At 63.4% G+C, this 26,221-nt stretch carries 23 protein-coding genes; 14 read left to right on the top strand and 9 right to left on the bottom strand.

Annotated elements, in window-relative coordinates:
* Positions 1 to 39 precede the first annotated feature (39 nt).
* From QX094_RS02660 to QX094_RS02650, 3 genes are all read left to right on the top strand, one after another.
* Entirely contained in the window at positions 40 to 1,059 is a 1,020-nt protein-coding gene (locus QX094_RS02660) for a GlxA family transcriptional regulator (RefSeq protein WP_315753489.1), read from the top strand.
* 197 nt (positions 1,060 to 1,256) lie between these two features.
* The gene (locus tag QX094_RS02655; protein WP_315712976.1) at positions 1,257 to 1,547 is read left to right on the top strand and encodes a hypothetical protein; all 291 of its coding nucleotides are present in this window, start codon (positions 1,257 to 1,259) and stop codon (positions 1,545 to 1,547) included.
* Positions 1,548 to 1,647: 100 nt separating this feature from the next.
* On the top strand, positions 1,648 to 2,001 hold the full coding sequence (locus QX094_RS02650) for a phasin (RefSeq protein ID WP_315713636.1): 354 nt from the start codon (positions 1,648 to 1,650) through the stop codon (positions 1,999 to 2,001).
* Between the two features lie 110 nt (positions 2,002 to 2,111).
* Here QX094_RS02650 and QX094_RS02645 read toward each other — a convergent pair whose 3' ends face one another.
* Together QX094_RS02645 and QX094_RS02640 are read right to left on the bottom strand one after the other, a co-directional pair.
* Positions 2,112 to 2,426 carry a c-type cytochrome gene (locus QX094_RS02645; RefSeq protein ID WP_316169735.1) on the bottom strand — a complete coding sequence of 105 codons (315 nt, stop codon included), beginning with the start codon at positions 2,424 to 2,426 and terminating at the stop codon, positions 2,112 to 2,114.
* A 150-nt stretch (positions 2,427 to 2,576) separates the two neighbouring features.
* A complete protein-coding gene (locus QX094_RS02640; protein ID WP_315712972.1) occupies positions 2,577 to 2,729 on the bottom strand; it encodes a hypothetical protein in 153 nt (50 codons plus the stop codon).
* Between the two features lie 865 nt (positions 2,730 to 3,594).
* On the opposite strand from QX094_RS02640, the gene QX094_RS02635 reads away from it, so the two are divergent.
* Positions 3,595 to 4,785: an OpgC domain-containing protein gene (locus QX094_RS02635; RefSeq protein WP_410051240.1), complete on the top strand. Its 1,191-nt coding sequence runs from the start codon at positions 3,595 to 3,597 to the stop codon at positions 4,783 to 4,785.
* Positions 4,786 to 4,795: 10 nt separating this feature from the next.
* Here the strand turns inward: QX094_RS02635 and QX094_RS02630 are convergent, their stop codons facing one another.
* Positions 4,796 to 5,056, bottom strand: coding sequence for a hypothetical protein (locus tag QX094_RS02630; protein WP_315712969.1), 261 nt, complete (start codon positions 5,054 to 5,056; stop codon positions 4,796 to 4,798).
* A 194-nt stretch (positions 5,057 to 5,250) separates the two neighbouring features.
* Between QX094_RS02630 and rocF the strand changes: the two genes are divergently transcribed.
* Entirely contained in the window at positions 5,251 to 6,225 is a 975-nt protein-coding gene (rocF, locus tag QX094_RS02625) for an arginase (RefSeq protein ID WP_315825134.1), read from the top strand.
* 55 nt (positions 6,226 to 6,280) lie between these two features.
* Here rocF and QX094_RS02620 read toward each other — a convergent pair whose 3' ends face one another.
* Both QX094_RS02620 and QX094_RS02615 read right to left on the bottom strand, forming a co-directional pair.
* The gene (locus QX094_RS02620) at positions 6,281 to 7,912 is read right to left on the bottom strand and encodes an NAD-dependent malic enzyme (protein ID WP_315713635.1); all 1,632 of its coding nucleotides are present in this window, start codon (positions 7,910 to 7,912) and stop codon (positions 6,281 to 6,283) included.
* Between the two features lie 196 nt (positions 7,913 to 8,108).
* Positions 8,109 to 9,413 (bottom strand): divalent metal cation transporter, encoded by a 1,305-nt coding sequence (locus QX094_RS02615; protein ID WP_316187637.1) that lies wholly within the window; start codon positions 9,411 to 9,413, stop codon positions 8,109 to 8,111.
* A 165-nt stretch (positions 9,414 to 9,578) separates the two neighbouring features.
* On the opposite strand from QX094_RS02615, the gene QX094_RS02610 reads away from it, so the two are divergent.
* Positions 9,579 to 13,436 (top strand): ATP-binding protein, encoded by a 3,858-nt coding sequence (locus QX094_RS02610; protein ID WP_316187636.1) that lies wholly within the window; start codon positions 9,579 to 9,581, stop codon positions 13,434 to 13,436.
* A gap of 100 nt (positions 13,437 to 13,536) precedes the next feature.
* Positions 13,537 to 14,475 (top strand): hypothetical protein, encoded by a 939-nt coding sequence (locus QX094_RS02605; RefSeq protein WP_316187635.1) that lies wholly within the window; start codon positions 13,537 to 13,539, stop codon positions 14,473 to 14,475.
* A gap of 31 nt (positions 14,476 to 14,506) precedes the next feature.
* Here QX094_RS02605 and QX094_RS02600 read toward each other — a convergent pair whose 3' ends face one another.
* Positions 14,507 to 14,692: a hypothetical protein gene (locus QX094_RS02600; RefSeq protein WP_315753501.1), complete on the bottom strand. Its 186-nt coding sequence runs from the start codon at positions 14,690 to 14,692 to the stop codon at positions 14,507 to 14,509.
* 71 nt (positions 14,693 to 14,763) lie between these two features.
* Between QX094_RS02600 and QX094_RS02595 the strand changes: the two genes are divergently transcribed.
* The 4 genes from QX094_RS02595 (at position 14,764) to QX094_RS02580 (ending at position 17,462) form a co-directional block, all read left to right on the top strand.
* A complete protein-coding gene (locus tag QX094_RS02595; RefSeq protein ID WP_316186991.1) occupies positions 14,764 to 15,327 on the top strand; it encodes a hypothetical protein in 564 nt (187 codons plus the stop codon).
* A gap of 45 nt (positions 15,328 to 15,372) precedes the next feature.
* Complete coding sequence (locus tag QX094_RS02590) at positions 15,373 to 15,540, top strand: hypothetical protein (RefSeq protein ID WP_315713663.1); 168 nt, start codon at positions 15,373 to 15,375, stop codon at positions 15,538 to 15,540.
* Between the two features lie 4 nt (positions 15,541 to 15,544).
* Positions 15,545 to 16,006, top strand: coding sequence for a GNAT family N-acetyltransferase (locus QX094_RS02585; RefSeq protein WP_315712959.1), 462 nt, complete (start codon positions 15,545 to 15,547; stop codon positions 16,004 to 16,006).
* 193 nt (positions 16,007 to 16,199) lie between these two features.
* Entirely contained in the window at positions 16,200 to 17,462 is a 1,263-nt protein-coding gene (locus tag QX094_RS02580) for a CoA transferase (protein WP_315712958.1), read from the top strand.
* A 55-nt stretch (positions 17,463 to 17,517) separates the two neighbouring features.
* Here the strand turns inward: QX094_RS02580 and QX094_RS02575 are convergent, their stop codons facing one another.
* Positions 17,518 to 18,246, bottom strand: a complete 729-nt coding sequence (locus QX094_RS02575) for a CBS domain-containing protein (RefSeq protein ID WP_315753506.1) — start codon at positions 18,244 to 18,246, stop codon at positions 17,518 to 17,520.
* Positions 18,247 to 18,408: 162 nt separating this feature from the next.
* Between QX094_RS02575 and QX094_RS02570 the strand changes: the two genes are divergently transcribed.
* Together QX094_RS02570 and QX094_RS02565 are read left to right on the top strand one after the other, a co-directional pair.
* Positions 18,409 to 18,771 carry a hypothetical protein gene (locus QX094_RS02570; RefSeq protein ID WP_315712955.1) on the top strand — a complete coding sequence of 121 codons (363 nt, stop codon included), beginning with the start codon at positions 18,409 to 18,411 and terminating at the stop codon, positions 18,769 to 18,771.
* A 209-nt stretch (positions 18,772 to 18,980) separates the two neighbouring features.
* A complete protein-coding gene (locus tag QX094_RS02565) occupies positions 18,981 to 20,654 on the top strand; it encodes a PHA/PHB synthase family protein (protein ID WP_409998682.1) in 1,674 nt (557 codons plus the stop codon).
* A gap of 40 nt (positions 20,655 to 20,694) precedes the next feature.
* On the opposite strand, the gene QX094_RS02560 is transcribed toward QX094_RS02565, so the two are convergent.
* A complete protein-coding gene (locus QX094_RS02560; RefSeq protein ID WP_315712951.1) occupies positions 20,695 to 22,239 on the bottom strand; it encodes an AAA family ATPase in 1,545 nt (514 codons plus the stop codon).
* A gap of 22 nt (positions 22,240 to 22,261) precedes the next feature.
* Entirely contained in the window at positions 22,262 to 23,251 is a 990-nt protein-coding gene (locus QX094_RS02555; RefSeq protein WP_316169865.1) for a zinc-dependent alcohol dehydrogenase family protein, read from the bottom strand.
* Positions 23,252 to 23,502: 251 nt separating this feature from the next.
* Here QX094_RS02555 and QX094_RS02550 point away from each other — a divergent pair, with 251 nt between their 5' ends.
* Complete coding sequence (locus QX094_RS02550) at positions 23,503 to 26,196, top strand: bifunctional acetate--CoA ligase family protein/GNAT family N-acetyltransferase (RefSeq protein ID WP_316169726.1); 2,694 nt, start codon at positions 23,503 to 23,505, stop codon at positions 26,194 to 26,196.
* Positions 26,197 to 26,221 lie beyond the last annotated feature (25 nt).

The following is a 26,221-nucleotide window of genomic DNA, read 5'->3' as shown; positions in this document are numbered from 1 at the left end:
GAGCTATACAGGCGGTCCTCCGATGGCTTAAAGGACAATATGCCCTCGAATTCTGCCAACTCTCCCCGGCGTGCTGCGGTGCGTCGAGATAGTGCCGAAAGGCGGCTCGCCATCTTTGCCTTTCCCGGAGTGACGTTGCTCGACGTTTCCGGCCCGGCGCAGGTGTTCGCCGAACTCAGCGAGATCGAGCTGCCAGGGCCGGGCTATGCGCTGAGCTACGTGTCCAAGGAGGGCGGACTGGTGCCGACCGATGTCGGCCTGATGATCGACACTGCGCCACTCTCGTCCCTGAAGCCTGAGGAGGTCGATACGCTGCTGATCCCGGGGGGGCCCGGCATCTGGAAGCTGCGGCAGGACGAGATGGTGATGCAGTGGATCGGCCAGGTGCTCCCCGGTGCCCGGCGCATCGCATCCGTCTGCCTGGGCGCCTTTGCGCTGGCCTGGGTCGGCGCGCTGGAGGGCAGGCGGGCCGCGACACATTGGCGCTACTGCCCCCGTCTGCAGGACAGTTTTCCGAACGTGAAGGTCGAGCCCGACGCGATCTTTGTGCAGGATGGCCGGGTCTGGTCATCCGCAGGCGTGAGCGCCGGCATCGATCTCGCGCTGGCGATGATCGAGGAGGATTTCGGCCATACGATCGCGCTCGACGTGGCGCGCCGGCTCGTCGTCTTTCTGAAACGTCCTGGCGGCCAGAGTCAGTTTTCGACCGTCCTGGCGGCGCAGGCGTCCGACGTCGAGGGTCGGTTCAGTGCGCTGCATGCCTGGATCATCGAGAACATCGCCAGCGACTTGCGGGTCGAGGCGCTGGCCGCGCGAGCCGGCATGACGCCGCGCACCTTTGCGCGCACCTATGTCAGCCGCACCGGCATGACCCCGGCACAGGGAGTCGAGGCGCTCAGGGTCGAGACGGCGCGCCTCCTACTCGAAAGCCGCCAGATCGAAAACGTGGTCGAAATCGCCAAACGGGCGGGCTTTGGCGACGACGAGCGCATGCGGCGGGCGTTCCTGCGGCATCTCGGTGTGTCGCCGTCGGAGTATCGGCGCCGCTTCTCGGGCTGAGCGGCGCTTGCCGCAACCGGGGCTGACAAGACTCGCCGGACTCGGCGCCCTTTCCTTTGCTTTCGGGTCAATCCCGCCGCTCGCTTTGAGGCCGGTGCGGCCATGCCTTATGCGAGCGCTCAAAGCCTTCCGTAAAAGGCCATGTGTATAATGCTGAAAATTTGATGCAGATCCGCCTCCGCCGAGGGGAAAGGCCAATGACCAACATCGTTCCCTTTCGCACGAGGACACTCTCTCCTGAGGCCGCCTTTGCGAGCGCTGAGCAGAAGGCGGTGGTTGTGGTGGCCGGTGCTGGCCTCATGGACACCGTGCGAGTCGGTGCATTCAGCGTCAGGGAGGATGCGAGAAAAACTGTCCTCCTCCTCGATCTTGCCCTGCAGCATGCGCGAGAGCTCTCGGGCCTGTTGCGGACGAGCGCGCGCGACGGATCTATGATCGTCACCTCGCTTCGATCGAATACGCTTTGCAGATTGCGCGTCAACGTATAGCCGCATTCTGACAGCCGCTGGCGGCTTTCCTCCGCATCCATTTGTACGGCGACGCAGGGAGTCGGATGTGGTAGTTGGATCTGTCGTGGAGGAAGCAACGATGACCCAAACCAAACTGGAAGTGCCCGCTGAACTGCGGGACCTGGCCGAAAAGACCATCTCGCAGGCTGAAAAAGCATTCGAGATGTTCTTCGACGCAGCCGGCAAGTCGATCGGCACAGTTCCCGGGCCTGCCGCCGACATGTCCAAGCAGGCGCTCACTCTTACCGAGCAGAACATCAAGACGGCCTTCGAGCACGCTCGAAAGCTGGTTCACGCCACCGAGCTCGAGGAGGCGATGCGGATCCAGTCCGAGTTCCTGCGCAGCCAGTTCACCAACGCCGGTGAACACATGAAGACGATCACGGCGAGCATCATGTCCGCCGCGAGCAAGGCGACCGAGCCCAAGAGCTGAAGCGCGAGCCTCGCCGTCGCAGGAGCGACGGTCTGCATGGACGGAGCTCGGCGGCAGCGCTGCCGCCGAATGGATGCGAGCGGACGAGACGGGCGAAAAAGAGCCCAGCCCTATCTTCGCAGGCTGCCGATATAGGCGGCGATGTCGGCTGCCTCCAGCCGGTTGAGCGGGAAGCTTGGCATCTTCGGATGCGGGTCGAGCAGGAAAAACGCGACCTTCTCCGGCGTGAAATCCGTTCTCTGAGCAATCTGGGCGAAGGAGGGAACGTCCGCGCTGGCCTGCTTCTGCGTCCCCTCGATGAGGTGGCACGAGGCGCACCAGCGACGGGCCAGATCTCCGCCGTGATCCGGATCGGCGGCCCAGGCCGGTGTCGACGCCGCAGCTGCGATCGCGATCGCCATAACTCTCATCACCGAGGCGTGCATCAAGGAACTCCTGATCTTTGTCTGTCGAGTGGTGGCATACCTCGCCGGAGTGACGGCGGGTGGCTCACGAAGGAATGTTTCGCCCCCGGAGAGGAGCGTCTTGGCGGCTCCGTCTCGCAGGCACGCGCGGCACGTCGATGAATCTCGACGTCAATTACAGCATGATTTGGGAAAGTGGGACAGGTCGATCCGGCTGACGATTGCCTTCAGGAGCGCGGTCGCGCGGCGCAGCCAAGACATATCGGCCGGGCGAGACACGTCGGTCGAGGCGGTGATCGTCAACTCTTCCGCAACGTAGGACATGTCGAGCCCTCCCTGTCGCTCAGCATCTTTCCGCTCAGCCTGTTGACGAGATGCGTACCGCCACATGCTGGGCATGCGGCCGCCTCATAGGCATCGAACTGGTCGGCAAGAACCGGTGCGGCCAAGTCGATCTGAACGTTCGATCCCGTCTGGGAGCAGCGAAAAACGAGAGTTTCCATCATCTGAACATGACAAATGCCGGCATCGATGCCTTGATCTGTCTCAACAGACGATGAGGCGACCGGCGCGTGCCGGACTGCCGGAGGACAGAATGTCAGGTCAGGCTATGCGATGCGGCCTTCGCCCTGCCGATCCGTTCGGCAACGTTTACCGTGGACACGGAACCCGTCTGGGCCGCACGGAGGGCCGCATCGATCTTCGACTTCACGCGCCGCGCTGCGAGCGCAGCGAGTCTGGTCTGGGTGCGTCCGGTCTTGATCTGATCGCCAAACTCGTACCGCCATTCCCAAATGTCCGGTTCAGCAGTCGCCACGACGGTATATTGAACACCTCGGTGGATCACGGAACCCCCCCTGTCAACACTTCCACTCAAAGTCAATGTCTAACCAATCTACAATCAATCCGGGCAAATACGGGACTGGAACAATTGCCAGCTCCGCGGTGGTTAGAGGGTTAACACCACCATGCCGACAATGTTCCGCAGGTGCCCGGCTTCCGTGCACACTTTTCCGGTGCGGATATCGGCCGTGCACAATCGGCGGAAATCGCGGGGCAGCCTGAAGACGCAGACGGGGGCTGCGTTCAAGGGCCCGAAATCTGCCAGAAGGGCGGACGACGCGTGTGGCGGATTCGAGTTCCGATCGATGGCCGGCAGGAGATATCAAGGCACGACATGCCGGAGTCGATGTTAGTCCGCCATCCCGAGACGAGGTCCATCTTGCTTGCCGATGATCAAGAGCTGGCGAAGACAGATAGCGTGGCAGCCGGCAACGGCAACCGAGGTCGTGACCTCCGGGTCGACGCGTTCCGGGGGCTCGCCCTTTGGTTCATCTTCATCGATCATGTTCCGGACAATTCGCTGGCGTGGCTGACGCTGCGCAACTACGGCTTCAGCGACACCTCCGAGGTGTTCGTCTTCGTCTCCGGCTACACCTGCATGCTCGCCTATGGCGGAGCGCTGCCGAAGCAGGGCTGGGCGACCACGGTGGTGCGGGCGCTGCGGCGCGCCTGGGAGATCTATGCGGCGTTCCTGGTGCTGCTGCTCGCCTATGCGGCGCTGGTCTGGGTGATCGGCGGCGGCACGCGCTTCGTCGACGAGACCAACACCGGCTTCTTCTTTCGCGAGCCCGGGCCCACGCTGGTGCATGTGGCGCTGCTGCAATTCGCGCCCGTCAACACCGACATCCTGCTGACGTTCGCAATCCTGCACATCTGCTTTCCCGTCATCCTGTGGCTGATGATCACCAGCGCGACGTTGACGCTGGTGCTTTCATTCCTGCTCTACATGATGGTTCAGCTGTTCAGCTGGCAGGTGCCGGCGTGGCCGAGCGGCGAACTGTATTTCAATCCGTTCGCCTGGCAGTTCCTGTTCGTGATCGGCGCCTGGTACGGCTGTGCCGGCACCACGCGCCTGCGTCCGCTCCTCGACTCGCGAGCGCTGTTGATCGTGGCGATCACCTATCTCGCGTTCAGCCTGTTGATGGCGCTCAGCTGGGAGTTCAAGAGTCTCGAGAACCTGATCCCGTCGGCCATCAACGGCCTGATCTATCCGATCTACAAGAGCCACCTGGCGCCGGTGCGGCTCTTGCACTTCCTGGCGCTTGCCTTCGTGGTGTCGCGGCTGGCGCCGCGGGACTGGAAGGGGCCGATTCGTCCGCTGATGACGGCCATGATCAGGTGCGGCGAGAACTCGCTCCCGATCTATTGCCAGGGTGTGCTGCTGGCCTTCCTCGGCCAGGTCATTCTGACCGACGTGGCGAGCGGGTTGGCGATGCAGCTGCTGATCAGTGTCGCCGGGATCGCGATCATGACCATCGCGGCCACGCTGCTGACATGGGAATCACAGCTCGACCGGCGCGGGCCGCGGCTGTTCTGACCACCGCTCCTCAACGCCGGCGTGCGACGGTGACCCCGAGCAGGAAGGCGACGAACAGGCTCGCGAGCGGCGCCTCGCGGGTGATCGCGCTGATGGTCGACAGGGCGGTCCCCGGCCGCCGCGCGGCCCTTGCCGCTTCGCTCAGTCGGTCGACGGCCGCTCCCAGCGTGCCCACCACCTCGCCGAGTGTGTGTGACATGTCCGTCGCGGTGTCGAGCGCGCGTTCGGCAACGCCCGGCTGTGGAGGTGTTTCGAACGTTTCGCTGTTCACTGTCGTTGCCTTCTTGCCGCGGCTCGTCGGATTGGCACCCCCGTGCCGACGCGATTCGGCCGAGGGCGAATGTAATGCTCCTGAAAATGCCGGCTGATGCGATTGGTTCCCATGGACCGAGACGTCGCTGGCGAAGCATGCGGTGCAAAATCGCGCTACGCTGGGCGACCGGCCGTCGATGAAAGGATTCCGTCTTGGCTTCTCCAGACCTTACAGCGCCACATCGCATCGCCGTCCTTGGTGCGCCGATCGATCTCGGCGCGTCGGTCCGCGGTACGCTGATGGGGCCTGCTGCGCTGCGCACCGCAGGTCTCGTCACCGTGCTGGAAAGCCTCGGGCTCGACGTCACCGACTACGGCGACGTCGGCATCGCCGACATCACGGAGCAGGTTGACGAGCCGCCGATGAAGGCCAAGCACTATCGCCAGATCCAGCGCTGGTCGCGGGTGCTGGCGCGTCGCAGTCAAGAGCTGGCGCAGACCGGCGCCATCCCGGTGTTCCTCGGCGGCGACCATTCGCTGTCGATGGGGTCTGTGAACGGGATCGCGCGCCATTGCCGCGAGATCGGGCGGGAGCTGTTCGTGCTCTGGCTCGACGCACATGCCGACTACAACACGCCTGAAACCACCATCACGGCGAACATGCACGGCATGTCCGCCGCGTTCTTGTGCGGCGAGCCGGGTCTCGATGGTCTGCTCGGCGACGAGGCACGCACGTCCATCACCCCAGATCAGTTGGAGCTGTTCGGCATCCGCTCGATCGACAGAGCGGAAAAGGAACTGCTGCGTCTCCGGCGTATCAGCATCGCCGACATGCGCGCCATCGACGAATTCGGCGTCGGCGTGCTGATGCGCCGGATCCTCGACAAGGTTCGTGCGCGGAACGGCGTCCTGCATGTGAGCTTCGATGTCGACTTCCTCGATCCCGAGGTCGCCCCCGGCGTCGGCACGACCGTACCGGGCGGCGCGACCTATCGCGAGGCGCATCTCATCATGGAGATGCTGCACGATTCCGGCCTGGTCCGTTCGGTCGACATCGTCGAGCTCAACCCGTTCCTCGACGAGCGCGGCAAGACCGCGCGCGTCGCCGTCGAACTGGTCGCCAGCCTGTTCGGTCAGCAGATCACGGACCGGCCGACGCCGAGCAATGCGATCGTTCCGGATCAATAGAGCGGATGCCTCCTCACTCGACCTCGGTGAGCCCGAGGCATCCGCGATCTCGGGCTCAGTAGCGGGCGTCGTACATCTTCGACTCGACGAAGCCGAGCAGATCGTTCGGCGCAGGCCCTGTGGCGAGCCCGTTCTGATAGGCAACGCCGGCCACCGCGGCGCCGATATAGGCAGACACCTCGCGGATGCGCGGCAGCGCCGGGTAAAGGCTGCCCTGCTCGAGATCGGCGCCGGTGACGCAGTTCGCCAGGGTATGCGCGGCGGCCATGAACATCTCGTCGGTCACCAGCCGCGCGCCGCTGGCGATGGCACCCAGGCCGACGCCGGGAAAGATGTAGGAGTTGTTGCCCTGGCGCGGCACGAAGGTCTTGCCGTCGAGCTTGACCGGATCGTAGGGGCTGCCGCAGGCGAACAGCGCGCGGCCCTGGGTATAGCGATAGGCCGACTCCGCGGAGCATTCCGCCTTCGAGGTCGGGTTGGAGAGCGCGAAGATGATGGGTCGCTCGTTCAGCTCGGCCATGGCCTGCAGCACTTCCGGCGTGAAGGCGCCGCCGACGGCCGCCACGCCGATGATCGCGGTCGGCTTCAGCGTCCTGATCGCGGTCAGGAAGTCTGCGATCGGCGCCTGGTCGTGCGCATAGCGCAGCTTGTGGCCGTGCAGGTTCTCTCGCCCCTTGATGACGAGGCCGCGCGAGTCCGTCAGCCAGTTGCGCCGCAGCGCCTCTGCTTCGGACAGGCCCTCGGCCATCATGGCGGAGACGACGAGATCCGCGATGCCGGTGGCCGCCTCGCCGGCCCCGAGGAACAGCACCGTCTGGTCGCGGAGCTTGCCGCCGGTGATGCGCAGCGCCGAAAACAAGCCGGCAAGCGCCACCGCCGCCGTGCCCTGGATGTCGTCGTTGAAGACGCAGGCGTCGTCGCGATATTTGTGCAACAGCTTGAATGCGGCGTGATTGGCGAAGTCCTCGAACTGAATCAGCACGCCCGGGAAGGCGGCGCGGGCCGCGGTCATGAACTCGTCGACGAACGTGTCGTAGGCTTCGCCCGTAAGGCGCTTCTGGCGCAGCCCAATGTAGTAGGGGTCGGCCAGAAGCTCTTCGTTGTTGGTGCCGACATCGAGCATGACGGGCAGGCACTCTTCCGGATGGATGCCGGCGCAGGCCGAGTACAGCGACAGCTTGCCGACCGGAATGCCCATGCCGTTGGCGCCGAGATCGCCGAGCCCGAGAATGCGCTCACCGTCGGTGACGACGATCAGCTTGGCGCGATACGGCCAGTTGGCGAGGATCTCCGCGATCCGGCCGCGGTCATTGGCCGAGATGAACAGGCCGCGCGGACGCTGGAAGATCAGGCCGAATTTCTGGCAGGCGAGGCCGACGGTCGGCGTGTAGATCAGCGGCTGGATCTCGTCGATGTTGTCGCAGACCACCCGGAAGAACAGCGCTTCGTTGCGGTCATGCAGTGCGTTCAGTGCCACGTACTTCTCGAGGTCGCTGGACAGGCTGCGAAGATTGACCAGGATCCGCTCGGCCTGGGCCTGCATCGACATGACCCCGGCGGGCAGGAAGCCGCGCAGGCCGAGCGCATCGCGCTCCTGCTCGGTAAAGCCGGTGCCCTTGTTGAGCAGCGGATCGCGCAGCAGCGCAAGTCCGCGCGGAGAATAGGGGGGTAGCGTCGATGCGCTCATGCGTTGCGGCTGGGTCAAGGCAGTCTCCGAGGTCCTTTGTTCGAGCACCGCCATACCGGAGCGCGCCCGGCGTTGATCGGCATCAATCGCGGCGGGATGGCGGGAACGGGACTGTTAACACAGTTTACGTTCCGCATTGCACCAATGACGTTGTGCAACTGCGTTGCAGCCCACGCAGAGGAAAATGCGATGGCCGCTAGGCGCGGCCCGTGACGAATGACCAAAGCAGCGCCAGCACGGCGATGGCCATGATACCTGTCCCCATCCACCCCAGGGCGATCAGCCAGGTCCGTCCGCGGAAGCGGCCCATCAGCCTGGGATTGGACACGATCACCATCATCATCGCCATGATCGGCACGGCGGCGATGCCGTTGAGCACGGCGCTCCACACCAGCATGTGGATCGGGTCGATGCCGGTGAAGCCGAGCCCGAAGCCGATGATCGTGGCGGCAGCGATGATGCTGTAGAAGCCGACCGCCTCGTCTGGCTTGGCCTCCAGGGTCGCGTGCCAGCCGAAGATCTCGGCGACGGCGTATGCCGCCGAGCCCGCCAGCACCGGGATCGCCAGCATACCGGTCCCGATGATGCCGAGCGCGAACAACAGGAAGGTGAAGTCGCCCGCGAGCGGGCGCAGGGCTTCGGCGGCCTGCGTCGCCGAGTCGATCCTGGTGATGCCATGCGCGTGCAGCACCGTGGCGGTCGTCACGATGATGAAGAACGCGATCGCGTTCGATAAGATCATGCCGATCGTGGTGTCGATCCTGATCCGTCGGAGGTCGGGGTGGTCCTTCTTCGACAGCTCGCGCAAGGGACGGTCGACCTTGCCCTGGTTCATCTCCTCGACCTCCTGCGAGGCCTGCCAGAAGAACAGGTAGGGGCTGATGGTGGTGCCGAGCACAGCCACCACCGTCAGCAGATAGTTGGCCTCCGTCGAGAAGCTGGGCCAAACCGCCGCGAGCAGCGCCGTGCTCCAGGGCACTTTGACCATCAAGGCGGTCGCGACGTAGGCGAACAGGCTGAGGGTCAGCACCTTGATGAAGGGTGCGTAGCGGCGGTAGGGCAGGAATACTTGGAGCAGCGTCGAGCCGGCGGCGAAGATCAGCGCGTGCTCATGATTGAGACCGCCGATCACCAGCGACAGCGACTCCGCCATCGCCGCAATGTCGGCTGCGATGTTGAAGGTGTTGGCGCCGACCAGGAGCGCGACGAGGCCGAAGACGATGCCGCGTGGCGCAAGCGCGGTGATGTTGGCCGCCAGCCCTTTGCCGGTGACACGGCCAATGCGCGCGCTCACCAGCTGGATCGCGATCATGAAAGGCGCTGTCAGAAAGACCGTCCACAACAGCCCGTAGCCGAACTGCGCGCCGGCCTGGGAGTACGTCGCTATTCCCGACGGATCGTCGTCGGCGGCACCGGTCACGAGACCTGGACCCAACAGCCGGAATACGCTCCAGAGCGACCGTTTCGGCTTGTTCGGTTCAGATGCAATGGTCGTGGCCATGGCAGCGCTCCCCCGGCGGTGTATGTCTCTCGAAGTCGCACGACCCCTTTTTGTTCCCGGCTCCGGAACCGGAGGAGATTACCAGCGTTCCAGATCACGTCGGATTTCGACCAGGGGGAGCGCGTGCCGGACCAGCGGCAAACAGGGCATGATCAGGAGCTCGGCATGGCCGAGCGCGAGAGGCTTTTTTCCGGAGGCAGTGAGCTGGCCGGACTGATGTTGCGGTTCGATTGGGAGAGCACCTCGATCGGACCGCCGGCGCGTTGGCCGCAGAGCCTGAAGACGGCCGTCAGGATCATGTTAACATCCCAACAGCCGATCTGGATCGGTTGGGGCAGGGAGCTGATCTATCTCTACAACGATGCTTACAAGACCATCATCGGCGGCAAACATCCGTGGGCTCTCGGCCGACCGATCTCTGCAGTCTGGCACGAGATCTGGGAGGACATCGGTCCGTTGCTGGCCAAGGCCGGCGGCGGTGATCAGGGCACCTATGTCGAGGCGCAACTCCTGATCATGGAGCGCAACGGCTTTCCCGAGGAGACGTACTACACATTTTCCTACAGTCCCATTCCGGACGACGATGGATCACCCGGAGGAATCTTCTGCGCGAACACCGATGACACTCAGCGCGTGATCAGCGAGCGCCAGCTCTCGTTGCTACGCGAACTGGCAAATGCCGGGGCCGGGGCCCGCAGCATCGATCAGGCCTGCGCAAGCTGCGCGGACGCCTTGGCGCGGGAGTCGCGCGACCTGCCGTTCGCAATGATCTACATGACCGACCCGGACGGCGAGGCGGCGCGACTGGAGGCCCTGACCGGCATCGACCGCGATCATCCTGCCGTTCAGCCGAGGCTGAGAATTCAGCCGGAAGAAACGTGGCCTCTGGCTGAAGCGCTGAAGCTGCAGGATGCGGTGCTGGTTCGTGACCTTCCGCGGCGGTTCGGCCTCAGCTTTCCGACCGGCGGATGGCGTCAGCCGCCACAGCACGCCGTTGTGCTTCCGCTGCCCGCGTCGGGGGAAGCCGGACGGGGCGGATTCCTCATCGCAGGTCTCAATCCGTTCCGTCTCTACGACGAGAGCTATGCCCGCTTCCTGAACCTCGTCGCGGGGCAGATTGCAGCGGCCGTCAGCAATGGCGGGGCCTATCAGGCAGAGCGGCGTCGGGCGGAAGCGCTGGCCGAAATCGACCGCGCCAAGACGACGTTCTTTTCCAACATCAGCCACGAGTTTCGCACGCCGCTGACGCTGATGTTGAGCCCGCTGGAAGACCTGCTCGGCCGCGACGAGGCCCAACTCACCTCCGACGCGCGATCCGTCCTCAGCCTGATCCACCGCAACGGCATTCGCCTGTTGAAGCTCGTGAACACTCTGCTCGACTTTTCGCGCATCGAGGCCGGCCGCATGACCGCGCACTTCGAGCCGATCGATCTTGCGGTTTTCACGGCCGAGCTCGTGTCCAACTTCCGCTCGGCGACGGATCCTGCCGGCCTGCGCCTCACCATCGACCCAACGCCCCTGTCCGAGCCGGTGTATGTCGACCGCGACATGTGGGAGAAGATCGTTCTCAATCTGGTGTCGAATGCGTTCAAGTTCACCTTCGAAGGTGAAATCGCGGTGTCGATCGGCTTGTCCACTGACGGCAATCATGCCGAGCTCAGGGTTCGCGACACCGGCACCGGCATCCCGCCCAGTGAACTGCCGCACCTGTTCGAACGGTTCCGTCGCATCGAAGGCGCGCGCGGCCGATCCTTCGAGGGCAGCGGCATCGGTCTCGCTCTCGTGCAGGAGCTGGTGAGGCTTCATGGAGGGGAGATCGCTGTAGACAGCGAGCTCGGTCGCGGCTCGGTTTTCACCGTGCGAATTCCGCTAGGCTCGGCGCATCTGCCAGCGGGCCAGATCGGACCTTCCCGTGTCCTGGCCGTTACCAACGTCCGTGCCGAAGCCTACATCGAGGAGGCGCTCGGGTGGTTGAACGGCGGTGTGCCGTTCGAGCTTCCTCACCCGTCATCATCCGACGACCTGGGAGTTCGCTCCGCGACGGCATCGGCCCGTGATCGCGTGGTGCTCGCGGACGACAATCCTGATATGCGCGACTACGTCCGCCGTCTGCTCGGCGAGGATTATGACGTGGAGGCGGTCAGCGATGGCATGGCGGCCCTGGAGGCCGTCCGACAGCGCCGCCCCGATCTCGTGCTGACCGACGTCATGATGCCGGGGCTCGACGGCTTCGGCCTGCTGAAAGCGCTGCGTAGCGATGCGCAGCTTCGCGACATTCCTGTGGTCATGCTGTCGGCGCGCGCCGGAGAGGAGGCCAAGGTCGAGGGGCTTGATGCCGGGGCGAGCGACTATCTCACCAAGCCGTTCAGCGCGCGCGAGCTGCTGGCGCGGGTGCGCGCCAATATCGATCTGTCGCGGGTGCGGCACGAGGCCGAGATCGCGCTGCGTGAGCTGAACGAGCGTCTGGAAACGCAGGTCTCCGAGCGTACCGCGGAGCTGCAGGCCAAGGAGGCGCGGCTGCGGACGATCTTCGAGGCGAGCTACACGTTCCAAGCGCTGCTCTCGTCCGATGGGACGCTTCTGGACGCCAATGCGACCTCGCTCGAAGCGATCGCTGCGCCGCTGCACGAGGTCGCGGGGCTGCCATTCTGGGAGACGCCGTGGTTTGCGGGTACGCCCGGCATGCCCGAGGTGATCAGATCCCTGGTCGACGCCGTCGCTCGCGGCGACGGGGCGCGCCAGGAGCTGCAGCTCGAACTGCCGGTCGGCGGCTCGCGCTGGTTCGACTTCCAGATGCGGCCGGTGCGGGACGAGACCGGACAGGTGGCCGCCATCGTGCCCGAGGCGGTCGAGCTGACCGAACGGCGCAAGGCGGAGGAGGCATTCCGCCAGGCCCAGAAGATGGAGGCGATCGGCCAGCTCACCGGCGGCGTCGCGCACGACTTCAACAATCTGCTGACCGTGATCCGGTCGTCGGCCGACCTGTTGCGCCGGCGCCAGCTGTCCCCGGAGCGCATGCGGCGCTACGTGGATGCGATCTCGGACACGGCGGATCGCGCCGCCAAGCTCACCGGACAGTTGCTCGCTTTCGCGCGGCGGACGCCGATGGAGCGCCGCGTCTTCGATGCCGCGGGGCATATCGAGCGGATCGAAGAGATGCTGCAGACCGTCCTCGGAGCGCCGGCCGTGATCGAACTCGACCTCGCATTGCGGCCGCTTCCGGTCGACGTCGACATCAATCAGTTCGAGACGGCGCTCGTGAACCTCGTCGCCAATGCGCGTGATGCGATGGAGGGGCAGGGCGTCCTGACCATTCGCGGCGAGATCGTCCGAGAGGACGGTCGGTCCGGGCAGTCGTCGTTCGTCTCCATTGCCGTCAGCGACACCGGATCCGGCATTCCTCCAGATCAGATCGACCGGATCTTCGAGCCGTTTTTCACCACCAAAGGGGTTGGGCGCGGCACCGGCCTCGGCCTGTCTCAGGTCTACGGCTTCGTTCATCAGTCCGGCGGACGGGTGCTGGTCGACAGTGAGCTCGGCAAGGGCACGAAGCTGACATTGTTGCTCCCGCTGACGCACAAGCCGCTGGGACCGCGCGAGCGGAGCGAGCAGGGTCTCGAACAGCTCGCCGCGCGCTGGAACGTGCTGGTCGTCGAGGACAATCCGGAAATCGGCGAGTTCTCCACGCAGTTGCTCGAGGATCTCGGCTACCGAACGGTGCTCGCGCGCAGCGGAACGGATGCGTTGCGGATGATCGACGAGGATCCCGAGAGCTTCGATCTCGTGCTCAGCGACGTCGTGATGCCCGGCATGGACGGGGTGACGCTCGGCCAGGAAATCCGCCGGCGGCTGCCGATGATCCCGATCGTGCTCAACAGCGGCTACAGCCATGTCCTCGCCGACGGCGACCGCCACGGTTTCAGCCTGATCCAGAAGCCTTACTCGGTCGACGAGCTGTCGCGCGTGCTGCGGCAGGTCATGGCCGCGCGAGCCGCAGGCGCGAAGCCGGCGTCGTCGGCATGAGAACCGCGGCAGCTTTCCCCTGACCATGGTGGGCCTCGCGCGATCCGCACTTGAAGGATCGCGCCGGACCGGCGTATTTTCGGTCTCCGGGGGAAGTCTCATGGCAGACGAGAAATGGCGGCTGCGTGGCGGTCGGGCGCAGCGGCGGATATTCGCTCTTGTCTCGGGCGCGGCGCTGGTGACGAGCGGCGGCGCCCTTGCCAAGGACGATGAGGCGGACGCGCCGGCGCCGGGCCTTGCCAACGTCTACATCGATTTCCGCACGAACTACGCCTATGTGCCCGGCGGAGCATTGTCGACGGGCCTTGGCGACACCTCCCTGTTCGGAACTCTGTCGCAGCTCGCGACCTTGCGCAAGCTGCTCGACCGTCCAGCCTTGCCAGGACGGCCGCAACTGTCGGCTCCGACCAACCAGGGCCTTGGCGTCGACGTTCCGCTCACGGTCGATCTCGGCGACGCGTTGTCGCTCTACGCGGGCTTCACCGGCAGCACGTCGTACAACGGCCTGTCCGGCTGGTCCGACGTGGCGGTCACGAGCTGGTTCCTCGGCTTCCAGGCCGATGTCTATCAGCAGAACGGCGGCGCGCTTCCGACGCTCACCTTGCAGTCGACGCTGACCCGGTCGGTGCCGGACGCGCCGTTGGCGACGACCTCGTTCAACACCGTCATCGAAGCCAAATACGCGCTCGATCCGGATGAGATGAAAGGCTGGCTCGCCGGCGTTCAATATACCCATGTCGAGGTCGACTCAGTGCTAGCGCATGTCGGCAGCACGACGGCGGGCTATGTCGGCAGCTTCTATCAGTGGGAGAACAACTGGAAGGTCTCCGCGCGCGTCGGCCTCCAGTCGTTCGGCGGTGCGCAGCTGCTTGCTGTCACGCCGATCGCGCCCTACACGCAGCCGCTGGTCAGGCTGGATCTCGACCGCATGGACGATGACGACAACCGGCTGTTCGGCATCACCGCGCAGATCGCCTGGGCGCCGAAGCCGGTCTACCAGCTGACGGTGAGAACGCCGCTCTACGCGATCAAGAACTGACGGGTTGATCGAAGCTTCGCGCCGGCTCGTGTCAGCGCATGCTCACGAACTTGCCCCAGAGGGCGGCCAGCAACGCGCCCGTCATCATGTAGTGCGGCTTGTCGCAGAACAGGCTGCCATATTGACAGACATCGGCGCCGACCGCTCCGAGCTGGTGCTGGCTCGCCACATAGAACAGGGCGGACAAGCCGGCGAGCACGACCGCAACGACATACATCGGAAGATCTCCTCCGCCGGCCGCGCCCGACGGGCTGAAGTTGCGTTGCCGGCCGGCGCAACTATCTGCGCTTGACACGTCGGGCAAATCAGGCGCATTTTGCCATCGTCGAAGAAATCATAGAGCCCGCGCCGCGAACTCGGCAGCGGGCTTTTTGTTCGCTCGGACCGGATTTGGAGCGGCGGTTATCGAAATCGCAAGGCCTGACTGCTGCATTTCGATCAAATTTGACACGTCGGGCAAATCACCGGCATAGTGTTATTATCGAATTTTCCGAAAATTTGATGCCGGGTTGTCCGCGGGCATTTGACGTGAGCAGCGCAGGCCGGCATCGGCTGTCGACCATGATCGCCGGCAATTCATCGCCGCGCCGGCGCGAAGACAACTTCGAACATCCGGTTACTCGCTGGCCCGCGCGAACGGGCCGGCGCGTGGGCGTGGCGACCGTCGCTCCGCCCGCAGCGGTCCCTTGCTTGAGCCGAGGGATAGGGTTCGCGCCTGAAACGATCGCGCGTTCGGCTGCGATCTGCCGCACTTTTCCTTCGCCCAGGAGAGAGAGGAAGATGACCGCCTATCTCATCGCGCTCGCCCTGATCGGCCTGGTGATGATCGCAGCCGCCGATGCGATCTCGTGACGATCACCAACCTCGCATTCACCATCCATGATACCGGACTTGACCATGTCGAAGACGATCACCGAAATGAGAGCCGATTTCCAGCACCTGCGGCGCTGGCGCAAGAGCGTGGAGCAGGCTCAGAGCTATACGTTCAAGGCCGTCATCACGGTCATCGCGACCGGTCTGATCGGTGCGATCTGGCTCGGCATCAAAGTCGTGCTCGGAAGGTGATGCCGTGCCAGCCAGGATCTCACGGCGAGGCCGCCGCTTCCGCATCAGGGAGGTCGACGCTTGCGAGCCTGACGTCCTCGACACCTTGAAGGAGCTCCATGCGCGCACATTCCTCGATTGCGCGCCTCTGCCCGATTTCGAGAGCGGACAATGGTGGATATCGACCGAGCTCGGACGGCCCGTCGCCTTTGCCGGAATGGTGCCGTCATCCCTCGGCAAAGGCATAGCCTATCTTTCGAGGGTTGGTGTTCTCCAAGAGCGCTGTGGTTACGGCCTGCAGCGGCGGCTGATGCGTGCGATCGAACTGCGCGCGCGTCGCTCGGGCCTGGATTGCATCGTTTCGGACACGACCTGCAACATCGTCTCCGCGAACAATTTCATTCGGTGCGGATATGTGTTGTTCCAACCGGGCCGGCCCTGGGCCTGGGGGAACTCGCTCTATTGGCGCAAGATGATCGGCCGGTGAGCTGTCGACCGACGCCTTATGCGGAGTGCATTGCGCTGCAGCAGAATTAAGCCGGTCCGACAGCTCCGACCCGGGCCTTTTTTTGCGGCTGTCGTTGAGCTAACCATGCGTTGTCGGACGTTGGAGACAAGCCGCGCCCGGCAGTTAACGGAAGATCGCTTCAGACGATCAAAGCAGCGGGAAGGACTCTGGGATGCCGGCCGAGGTCACCCTGCCAGAGCGTGCGCCACGGCCGCCTGACGCGCCAACCGCGCTGGCGGGTCTGCTGGTGATCGACTTCACGCGCGTTGTCGCAGGGCCGGCGTGCACACAGACGCTGGCCGATTTCGGCGCCGAGGTGATCAAGATCGAGCAGCCGCTCACGGGAGACGATACCCGCGCATACGAGCACGCCGAGCTCGGCGGAGAGAGCGCGGCGTTCCTCAGCCTCAATCGGAACAAGCGCGGCATGGTGTTGGATCTCACGATACCGCAGGCCAGAGACGTCGCTCGTGCGCTGATCGCCAAGGCCGACATCGTCGTGGAGAATTTCTCGTCGTCCGTCATGGAGAGGTTCGGGCTGGACTATCAAACGCTGTCCAGCACCAATCCCGGGCTGATCTATTGCTCGATCTCGGCCTACGGACGCTCAGGTCCATTCGCGTGGCGATCAGGGTTCGATCCAATCACCCAGGCGGAAAGCGGGTTCATGTCCCTCAACGGTTTCGCCGACGGTCCGCCGGTGCGGACCGGTCCTCCGATCGTTGATCTGGCCACCGGCATGTCCGCCTGCAATGCCATCCTGCTGGCACTTGCCGCCCGGCAGCGGCTCGGTCGCGGGCAGCACGTCGAAGTGGCGCTGTTCGACATCGCCTTGGCGATGACGGGCTTCTCCGGAATGGCGTATTTGATGAGCGGCGTGAACCCCACGCGAACGGGCAATTCGCCGAACGACTCTCCGACGGTCGGCGTCTTTGAAGCGTCAGATGGCCCGCTCTACATCGCATGTGCCAACGATCGACTCTACCGCCGGTTGGCAACGGAGGTACTTGGTCGTCCGGATCTCCTGAGCGATCCTCGCTTTGCCACGCGAAGAGCGAGATGGGTCAACCGTGCGCAACTGCGCGGCCTCATCGCCGACATCCTTGCCGCGGAACGGATGGATGTCTGGATATCTCGGATGAACCAGGCTGGAGTTCCGGTTGGACACGTTCGAACGGTCGAGCAGGCGTTCAACGCGGCCGAGGTCCGGATGCGCGACCGCACCTGTCGTATTCCGCACCCGACGGCAGGCTCGATACCCAACGTCGAGCCGGCAATCACCATGAAGCTCACACCGACCGTCGAGCCCACGGCGGCGCCGCGGCTGGGAGAGCATACGGCCGCAATTCTGCGCGACAGGCTTCGGTACACCGAGCAGGAGATCGAAGCCCTGCGTCAGGTAGGGGCGTTCGGACGCAACGATCCGGGAGCCTAAGGCATCGTCACTGGTGCCGGACACGGAAGAAGAGCGGCAGCGTCCTCAGCAGCCATCAGCCGGCTTTGGCCATCTCATCGTCTTCCGGTGAGTTCAGATACATGCCCGACATGGTGTCGACCCAGCACAGATGATCATGCACCTTCTTGACGCCAGAGATGTTCTCGGTGGCAACGATCGCCGCCTGCCGCGACCGCTCTTCGGTAATGACGCCGCTCAGATGAACGATACCGTCCTTGACGATGACGGACAATCCGAACGGGCACCAGTCGTTCTTCTCGAGGGCGTCGATCACGCGGTTGCGGATGTGATCGTCGTCGGCCGTTGGATCTGGAACCTGCCGCCCGAGCGCGGCAACCGCTTGCAGCAGGTTCGCCCGTGACACGATGCCGATCACCCGGTCTCCCTTGACCACGGGCAACCGCTTCACGTGGTTCTTTTCCATCAGTTCCACGATCTCAGCCAGCGCGGCGTCTTCGGTGATCGTCAAGGGAGACTTGGTCATCACCTCTGACACTTTGCGACCATGCTCGTGGACGAAGTCGGCGGCCGACTTTCCGGGCCCGAGAATGAATCGCAGCCAGCGGCCGCGCTTTCGCCCAGTGCCGATCTCCGTTCGGCGAATGAAATCGCCTTCCGAGACGACGCCCACCAGCTTCCCGCCGGGGTCGACCACTGGAAGGCCGCTGACGTGCCGTTGAAGCATGATATTTGCCGCATCCACGATGGAAGTGTCAGGGGTGACAGTGATGACGGGACGGGTCATGATCTGATGGGCGCGCATGGCGAACTCCAATGTCAAAAGCTAAGAAAAAGTAACCCGCTGCGACGGTCTTGAATTGACGCAGGTCAAAGGAGATGCCGCCGCCGTCATTGACGCAGCTCAAGGTCTTGGCATTGAATTGCAGCTATAAGGCAATCTGATCCAGCGCGAGGAGAGGTGCCTATGTCCGAGTTCTCCGGGACCAAGATCCTGGCCGACGAAACGGCCGAACTGTCCGAACGTGTCGCTCTCTCCAACAAGCACGCACTTGAGCTGCTAGTTGGTTCGCAGCAGATCGTCATGGAGGAGGTTCTGTTTGCCAGCAACGAAGTGCTGGATCGCGCGCGCACGGAGACGCATCTGCTGGCCGAGTTCGTGTCGAAGCTGGCTGGCGTGCATTCCGTGACGGGAATCCAGGCGATGGTTCAGGAATGTGGACGGCATCAGATTGATTTCGTCAGGCGGGATTGCGATCGACTCTTCAAGCACGGGCAACGCCTGATTGATGCCAGCGTGAATCTTATGGGGCAACGGTGGCGAAACTGAAGAGTGCGGGTGTGTCGCGTCTCGAGGCGCGGGAGCGTGAGAGAACAACCGACAACGACCGGAGCAAGGCCGTTGTCTCCGTAGAGACCTCTTTGAAGCCGGCGGGGGGGCTCGCTGCATCGAACGCAAGGTCGCTCTGTCAGGAAGCCGACGCGGGCTCCGGGGCATTTCGGCGCGAGGACCACGAGCTGGACAAGGCGTTCAGCGCGATGCTGGCTCGACTCACCGCGGGGATATCGCCGGCTGCTCTGTCGATGGCGTATCTGGATTGGGTTTGCCATCTGGCGGCTGCGCCTCAGCGTCAAATCGAGATCGTCCGAGACGCCTGGAACGGCGCGAAGCTGGTTGCCGAACGGTCATTGCATTTTGCGGATCCCAATCGCGGTCCTTGGGATCTGATCAGGCCGCAGGCCAACGATCATCGCTTTTCCAAGCCGCAATGGACGGCCCAACCGTTCAACTTGTTCGCCCAGGCGTTCCTGCTCGGAGAAGATTGGTGGCACAAGGCGACCACCGGCATTCGTGGTGTCGACCCCGCCAACGAAGCCGTCGTTGACTTTTCAATTCGTCAACTGCTCGACATTTTAGCGCCATCGAACTTTGCAGCGACCAACCCGGAAGTTCTGGAAAGGACGTTTCAAAGCGGTGGCGAGAACCTGATCTTCGGCTGGCAGAACTGGCTCGCCGATATCATGCAGGTGATGCAGCCGGGAAAGATATCGAGCAATGGTGAGTTCGTCGTCGGCAAGACTGTCGCGACCGCACCGGGCAAGGTTGTGCTTCGCAATCAGTTGATTGAGCTGATTCAATACATGCCGACGACCGAGAAGGTGCGACCAGAGCCGGTCCTGATCGTACCGGCTTGGATCATGAAGTATTACATCCTGGATCTGTCGCCGCACAATTCGCTGGTCCGATACCTGACCGACCAGGGCTTTACGGTTTTCATGATCTCCTGGCGAAACCCCGGAGCGGAAGACCGGGATCTTGCGTTTGACGACTACCGCTCGCTGGGCGTCATGGCTGCCCTGGACATGATCGGAACGATCATTCCGAATACGCCGGTCCATGCCGCAGGCTATTGTCTCGGGGGAACGCTTCTTTCGATCACGGCGGCAGCCATGGCACGGGATGGCGACCAGCGTCTGAAGACAATCACGCTGTTTGCGGCCCAGACCGATTTCACGGAAGCGGGAGAGCTGACGCTCTTCATCAATGAAAGCCAGGTCGCCTTTCTCGAAGACATGATGTGGGAGCGTGGATATCTCGATACCACCCAGATGGCGGGCGCATTTCAATTGCTGCGCTCCAACGATCTGATCTGGTCTCGTGTCTCGCGCGACTATCTTCTCGGCGAGCGCGCAAACCCGAGCGACTTGATGGCATGGAACGCAGATGCGACGCGGCTGCCGTATCGGATGCACTCCGAATATCTGCGCAAGCTCTTCCTGAACAACGATCTCGCCGAGGGGCGGTATCGGGTCGAGGGGAAGCCTGTTTCGCTCTCCGATATCCACACGCCGATGTTCGTCGTCGGGACGCTGCGTGATCACGTTGCGCCTTGGAAATCGACGTACAAGGTCCATTACGAGGTTGATGCTGACGTCACTTTCGTGCTCGCGAGCGGCGGCCACAATGCCGGCATCGTGTCGCCGCCGGGCGAGCAGGGGCGCTCCCATCAGATGCGGACCAAGGCTGCCGACGCTCCTTATCTCGGGCCGGACGAGTGGCAGAGCAGCTCTCCAAAGCTGGAGGGATCGTGGTGGCCGGCCTGGACAACATGGCTCGGACAGCAGTCGGGAGCGCCGGGCGCGCCGCCGCAAGTCGGGACAGATCGTTCGAATGATCTTGGAGACGCGCCGGGCGACTACGTGCACACGTGATCGCCGCATGTTGCGGCCAAGGAGCACCATCCCGTCGGGCTTAGGCGCTGGCCCGGAGCAATGAAAGGCTTCGGTCCAATGTCGTCTCAGCCGTGCCTGACGCATCGACCTGGAGCCAATCGAGACCGCCGATATCGTAGTGTTCCTGATCCTCGGCAACCCCGACCGTTGCATCGGACGCATCGGCGACTCGATGGTGAATCCGCTCCTGCCGGCTGCGCAAATCTGCAACGAGGAAGAGGCCGGCAAAGGGCACCTTCAGCCGTTTCGCGAGATCATGGATATCCTGCCGTTCATCCGAACGTGCAAACACGGCGTCGACGATCACCGTGAAACCTTGTGAGAGCACGCGGCTGGCCCGCGTCGTCAACTCTCGATAGACTCGTGCACTCGATTCCGGCGTATAGGCCTCAGCTGGGAGGCGTTCGGTTTCCTTCACGCCAGACAGTTGCTTGCGCAGCACATCGCTGCGCAACACGATTGCTCCCGGTGGAGGAACCAAGAGAGGAGCGAGAGCCCGGGCGAGCGCAGATTTCCCCGTTCCCGACAGGCCTCCGACCGCGATCATCCTCGGCTCCGCCGGCCGAATCAGGCTGCGCGCAAGTTGAAAGTAGCTCTCTGCGGTCTCGATCGTTGTGGAGCGATCTGCGTCCGAGTGTTCAGCATCAAGGCGGTCGAACCTTGCGACAAAGACTTGTGCACGGATGGCGGCCCGGATCGCCATGAACAGAGGCAGAGCAGCCAATCCTCCGGTCTGGTCGGGCGCCGCGGTCGAGAGGTAGCGGTTCAAGAGGTGGCTTGCAGCGACCGGCTGCGCGAAGTGCAAGAGGTCCATCAGTGGAAAGGCGAGGTCGTACAGGACGTCGATCGTGGCTATTCGGTCGTCGAACTCGATGGCGTCGAACAGCACCGGCTTGTCGTCAATGAGGACAATGTTGGCCAGATGGAGGTCGCCATGGCAGCGTTTCACGTGCCCGTCCTTTGCACGTTGCTCGAGCAGGGGGCGGAGCCGCGCGAAGGCCGAGTGGCAAAGGACGCGGAGTTCTTCGACCTCCGTTTCGCCAAATCGCGAGACTGTCCGAAAGCTGGCGACGAATGCGTCGATCCAGATTGGAATGGAGTCCGTCCACAGATTGGAGGAGCTCCGAACGGCGACTGCATGCGACGCCGCGATCGTCTCTGCCAGACGCTCGCCCAATCCGACGTCCAACTGCTGGCGGCGAGAAAGATGATCAAGCGTCTGGCTGTCATCGAAGCGACGCATCTCGACGGCATATTCGACCGGAGTGCCGGATCCACCGACATCGAATGACCCGTCTGGCGCCTTGGTGATGGCGACGACACGCAGATAGATGTCCGGAGCAAACGGGTGATTGATCTCCATTTCCTTTACGCACGCGGCCTTGCGCCGATCGAGCGTCGAATAGTCCAGAAATGGCAGCCGAACGGCGCGCTTGATCTTCAGGGCGCGGTCGCCGATCAGAAACACGGAAGCCGCGTGCGTGTCGATCCGGCGGACACCTGGATGTCGGGCGGTATTGCCCAAGAAGGAGAAGACCAGTTCCTGATCGGATGGTGATGCCATGGGCGGTGTTGCCGCGTTCAATTCAAAAGTCCGGGATGAGCACCGCCGCGCCGACGACGTCACCCCGCCTCAGGCGAGCCAGAACGTCATTTGCGTCGGACAGCGGATAGGGCGTCGTATGGGTCCGTATTTGAGCCTGCTGCGCGACTCGCAGGAAATCGAGACCGTCTTGCCGCGTCAGGTTGGCGACGGACACCACCTGGCGTTCTCCCCAGAGGAGGGAATACGGGAACGTCGGAATGTCGCTCATATGGATACCTGCGCAGACCACCCGGCCGCCCTTCCGAACAGCCCGCAGAGCGGCCGGAACAAGCTCGCCAGCCGGCGCGTAGATGACGGCCGCGTCCAGAGCAACATCGGGACGCTGGCCCGCCGCTCCGGCCCATGTGGCGCCAAGTTGGCGCGCCAAATCCTGCGCAGCCTCGTCGTGCTCGCGGGTGAACGCATAGATCTGGCGCCCCTGCCAGCGGGCCACCTGGGCAACGATGTGACCGGCCGCGCCGAATCCGTAGATGCCAAGCCTCTCGGCGTTCCCTACCATGACCAGGGATCGCCAGCCGATCAGGCCGGCGCACAACAGCGGTGCGGTGGCGATGTCGTCCTCCAGACCTCCGAGCGGGAACGCATAATTTGCGTCGACGACGGTGTGGGTCGCATAGCCGCCATCGCGCGTATAGCCGGTAAACGTCGGCTGGTCGCAGAGATTTTCCATACCAAGTGCGCAGAACGTGCAGTGGCCGCATGTATGCCCCAGCCATGGAATTCCGACCCGCTCGCCGAGCCTGTGCGTCGTCACACCAGGACCAATCTGATCGACATGACCGACGATCTCGTGTCCGGGGATGATCGGATACCGGATGTCGGGAAGCTCACCGTCGAACACATGCAGGTCAGTGCGACACACACCGCATGCCCTGACCTTGACGCGGATCTCACCGGGACCAGGATCGGGGTCCGCGAGTGTCTCGGGCTGCAGAGGCGCTCCAGGCTTTCGCAGAACCATCGCTCGCATCGGAGATGCCTCCCGGACGAATTTGCAGGGTAATAAGATAATCAGCCCGGCAATCGTTTGATGCTCATCAAGGACTTGGTTCGAATACTGCGGCCTACCGAGCAGAGCCGGCAGGTGCGGTCGGGGAACGGAGCGGTATTGCATCCGTCACTATGCTGGGATGATAAGTCGCGCTAGACCCGCTGCGGATTGAAACTAAGATCAATCTCCGGGATTCACCCGCCTTTCACCAACTGATGTTGGACGTGCAAATGTCGACCTACCGATTGCGGAACCTGCTTTTGCCTCGCTCCATCGCTCTGATCGGAGGGAGTCCGCGACCGAACTCGGTAGGGAAGGCCATTCTCGACAATATCGTCAAGGCGCGGTTCGAGGGCAAGCTTGGCCTGGTCAATTCCCGCTATCGGGAAATATCCAACATCGCAGCCGTTGGCAGTCTCGCCGAATTGGCGTTTGTGCCGGAACTTGTGGTGATCACGACGCCACCCCCTTCGATCCCGGATCTCATTCATCGCGCAGGCGCGTTGGGGACGGCAGGGGCTCTGATCATTACCTCGGGTCTCGGGCATGGAGAGGGGTCGCTCGCTGACCAGGCCGAGAAGGCAGCGCAGAAATACGGCATGCGTCTCATTGGGCCGAACTGTCTCGGCATCATGATGCCGACCATCAAGCTCAATGCGAGCTTTTCGGCGCACATGCCGGTTGCAGGCAGCCTGGCGCTCATTTCACAGTCCGGCGCTATCGCGGCGGGGATGGTAGATTGGGCTGCTCAGCGCGGTGTTGGGTTTTCTGGAATCGTCTCGATCGGCGATCAGTTGGACGTCGATCTCGCAGATCTACTGGACCACTTCGCGCTGGACGGTGGGACCCGCGCGATCCTGCTCTACATCGAAGCCGTCAAGGACGCTCGAAAGTTCATGTCCGCGGCGCGAGCGGCGGCAAGGGTCAAGCCGGTTGTGGTTGTGAAATCGGGCCGCGGTGCCGTCGGTGCGCAAGCTGCGGCGACACATACGGGCGCGCTGGCGGGAGCGGATGCCGTCTACGATGCGGCTTTTCGCCGGGCCGGCGTTCTGCGGGTCTCCGATCTGCGCGAGTTGTTCGACTGCGCCGAAACGCTGGGGCGGGTGGAGTCGCCCATGGGCAAGAGGCTCGCCATTCTCACGAATGGCGGCGGGATCGGCGTGCTCGCCGTGGATCGACTGGTCGAGCTCGGAGGCGTGCCTGCCGCACTTTCGCCGGTCATCCACGACAAACTCGACGCCATCCTGCCGCCGACCTGGTCCGGATCCAACCCGGTCGACATTGTCGGCGATGCCGACGCCGCACGCTACACGCTCGCGCTCGAGGCGCTGCTCGCCGATCGAGCGAACGATGCAATTCTCGTCATGAACGTTCAGACCGCGATTGCATCCGCGAGCGCCATTGCCACGGCTGTCACCGAGTTCGTCAGTACCTATCGAAAGCAACACCGGCGCTGGGCAAAGCCGGTTCTGGCGGCATGGGTCGGTGCGGAGCAGTCGGTCATCGAGACCTTGAGCGGGGCAGGAATTCCGAACTACCCAACGGAGGATGATGCCGTTCGCGGCTTCATGCATCTCGTTCGTCATCGGGAGGTGGTCGAATCGCTTGCCGCTGTGCCGCCGGCCATGCCGAGCTCTTTTGCGCCCGACGTCGAGGCAGCCCGCAGAATTGTAGCGACAGCCCTCGCCGACGGGCGGACCTGGCTCGATCCGGTCGAGATCAGTCGCCTGCTGGAGGCCTATGATATTGCGATGGTGCCGACGTTCGCTGCGTCCTCGGTCGACGAGGCGGTCGGATATGCGGAGCAGTTGTTCGCTCAAGGCACAACTGTCGTGCTCAAGATCTTGTCGAGAGATATCATTCACAAATCCGACGTCGGCGGTGTCGTGCTCAATCTCACTACGGCCGAGGCCGTGCGTAACGCCGCGAACGAGATCATGGCCCGCGCGAAGGCCGTTCGGCCCGACGCACGGATTTCCGGCGTGATCGTGCAAGCCATGATCGTCCGCGCCAAGGCGAGGGAGCTGATCATGGGCATTGCCGACGATCCGACCTTTGGAACCGTGATCGTGTTCGGCAGGGGCGGTACCGCCGTCGAGATCATCAACGACAAGGCGCTCGGTCTGCCTCCGCTCGATCTCCATCTGGCGCGAAACCTCATCGAGCGGACGCGCGTCTCACGATTGCTGCGCGCCTATCGTGATGTCCCAGCGGTCAAGCCCGATGCAGTCGCACTGGTGCTGGTCAAGCTTGCGCAGCTTGCAGCAGACGTTCCGGAGATTCGCGAACTCGATATCAATCCGCTGCTCGCCGACGAGAGCGGCGTCATGGCCGTCGATGCGCGCGTCGCCGTCGGCAGGGTTCCGCCGAAATTCAAAGGCTCTGGTCCGTCGAATTTCGCCGTTCGGCCCTATCCGAGCCAATGGGAACGGCATCTCCAGGTCAAGGACGGCTGGCGGATCCTTGCGCGGCCGATCCGACCCGAGGATGAGCCAACCATTCATGAGTTCCTCAAGCATGTCACTGCGGAAGACCTGCGTCTTCGATTCTTTGCTCCAATGAAGGAGTTCACGCACGAGTTCATCGCGCGCCTGACGCAGCTCGACTATGCGCGCGCGATGGCTTTTGTGGCTCTCGATGAAGCGACAAACGAACTGGTCGGCGTCGTGAGGATTCACTCCGACTCGGTCTACGAGAGCGGGGAATACGCGATCCTGTTGCGGTCGGATCTCAAGGGACGCGGACTCGGCTGGGCATTGATGCAGCTGATCATCGAATACGCCAAGTCGGAGGGCCTGAAGATGATCTCCGGCGACGTCCTGCAGGAGAATGTCGTCATGCTGGAGATGTGTAGGAATCTCGGTTTCGAGGTCAAAACCGATCCAACCGAGCGCGACCTTTGCAATGTCAAACTCAGGCTCTAAGCTCAGATCTTCGGTGTCCTCTCAC

Origin of the sequence: Bradyrhizobium sp. SZCCHNS1050, assembly GCF_032484785.1 — a bacterium.
GTDB lineage: Bacteria > Pseudomonadota > Alphaproteobacteria > Rhizobiales > Xanthobacteraceae > Bradyrhizobium.
The sequence above is the reverse complement of the archived record's forward strand: the minus strand, read 5'-3'. Positions and strand labels throughout refer to the sequence as shown.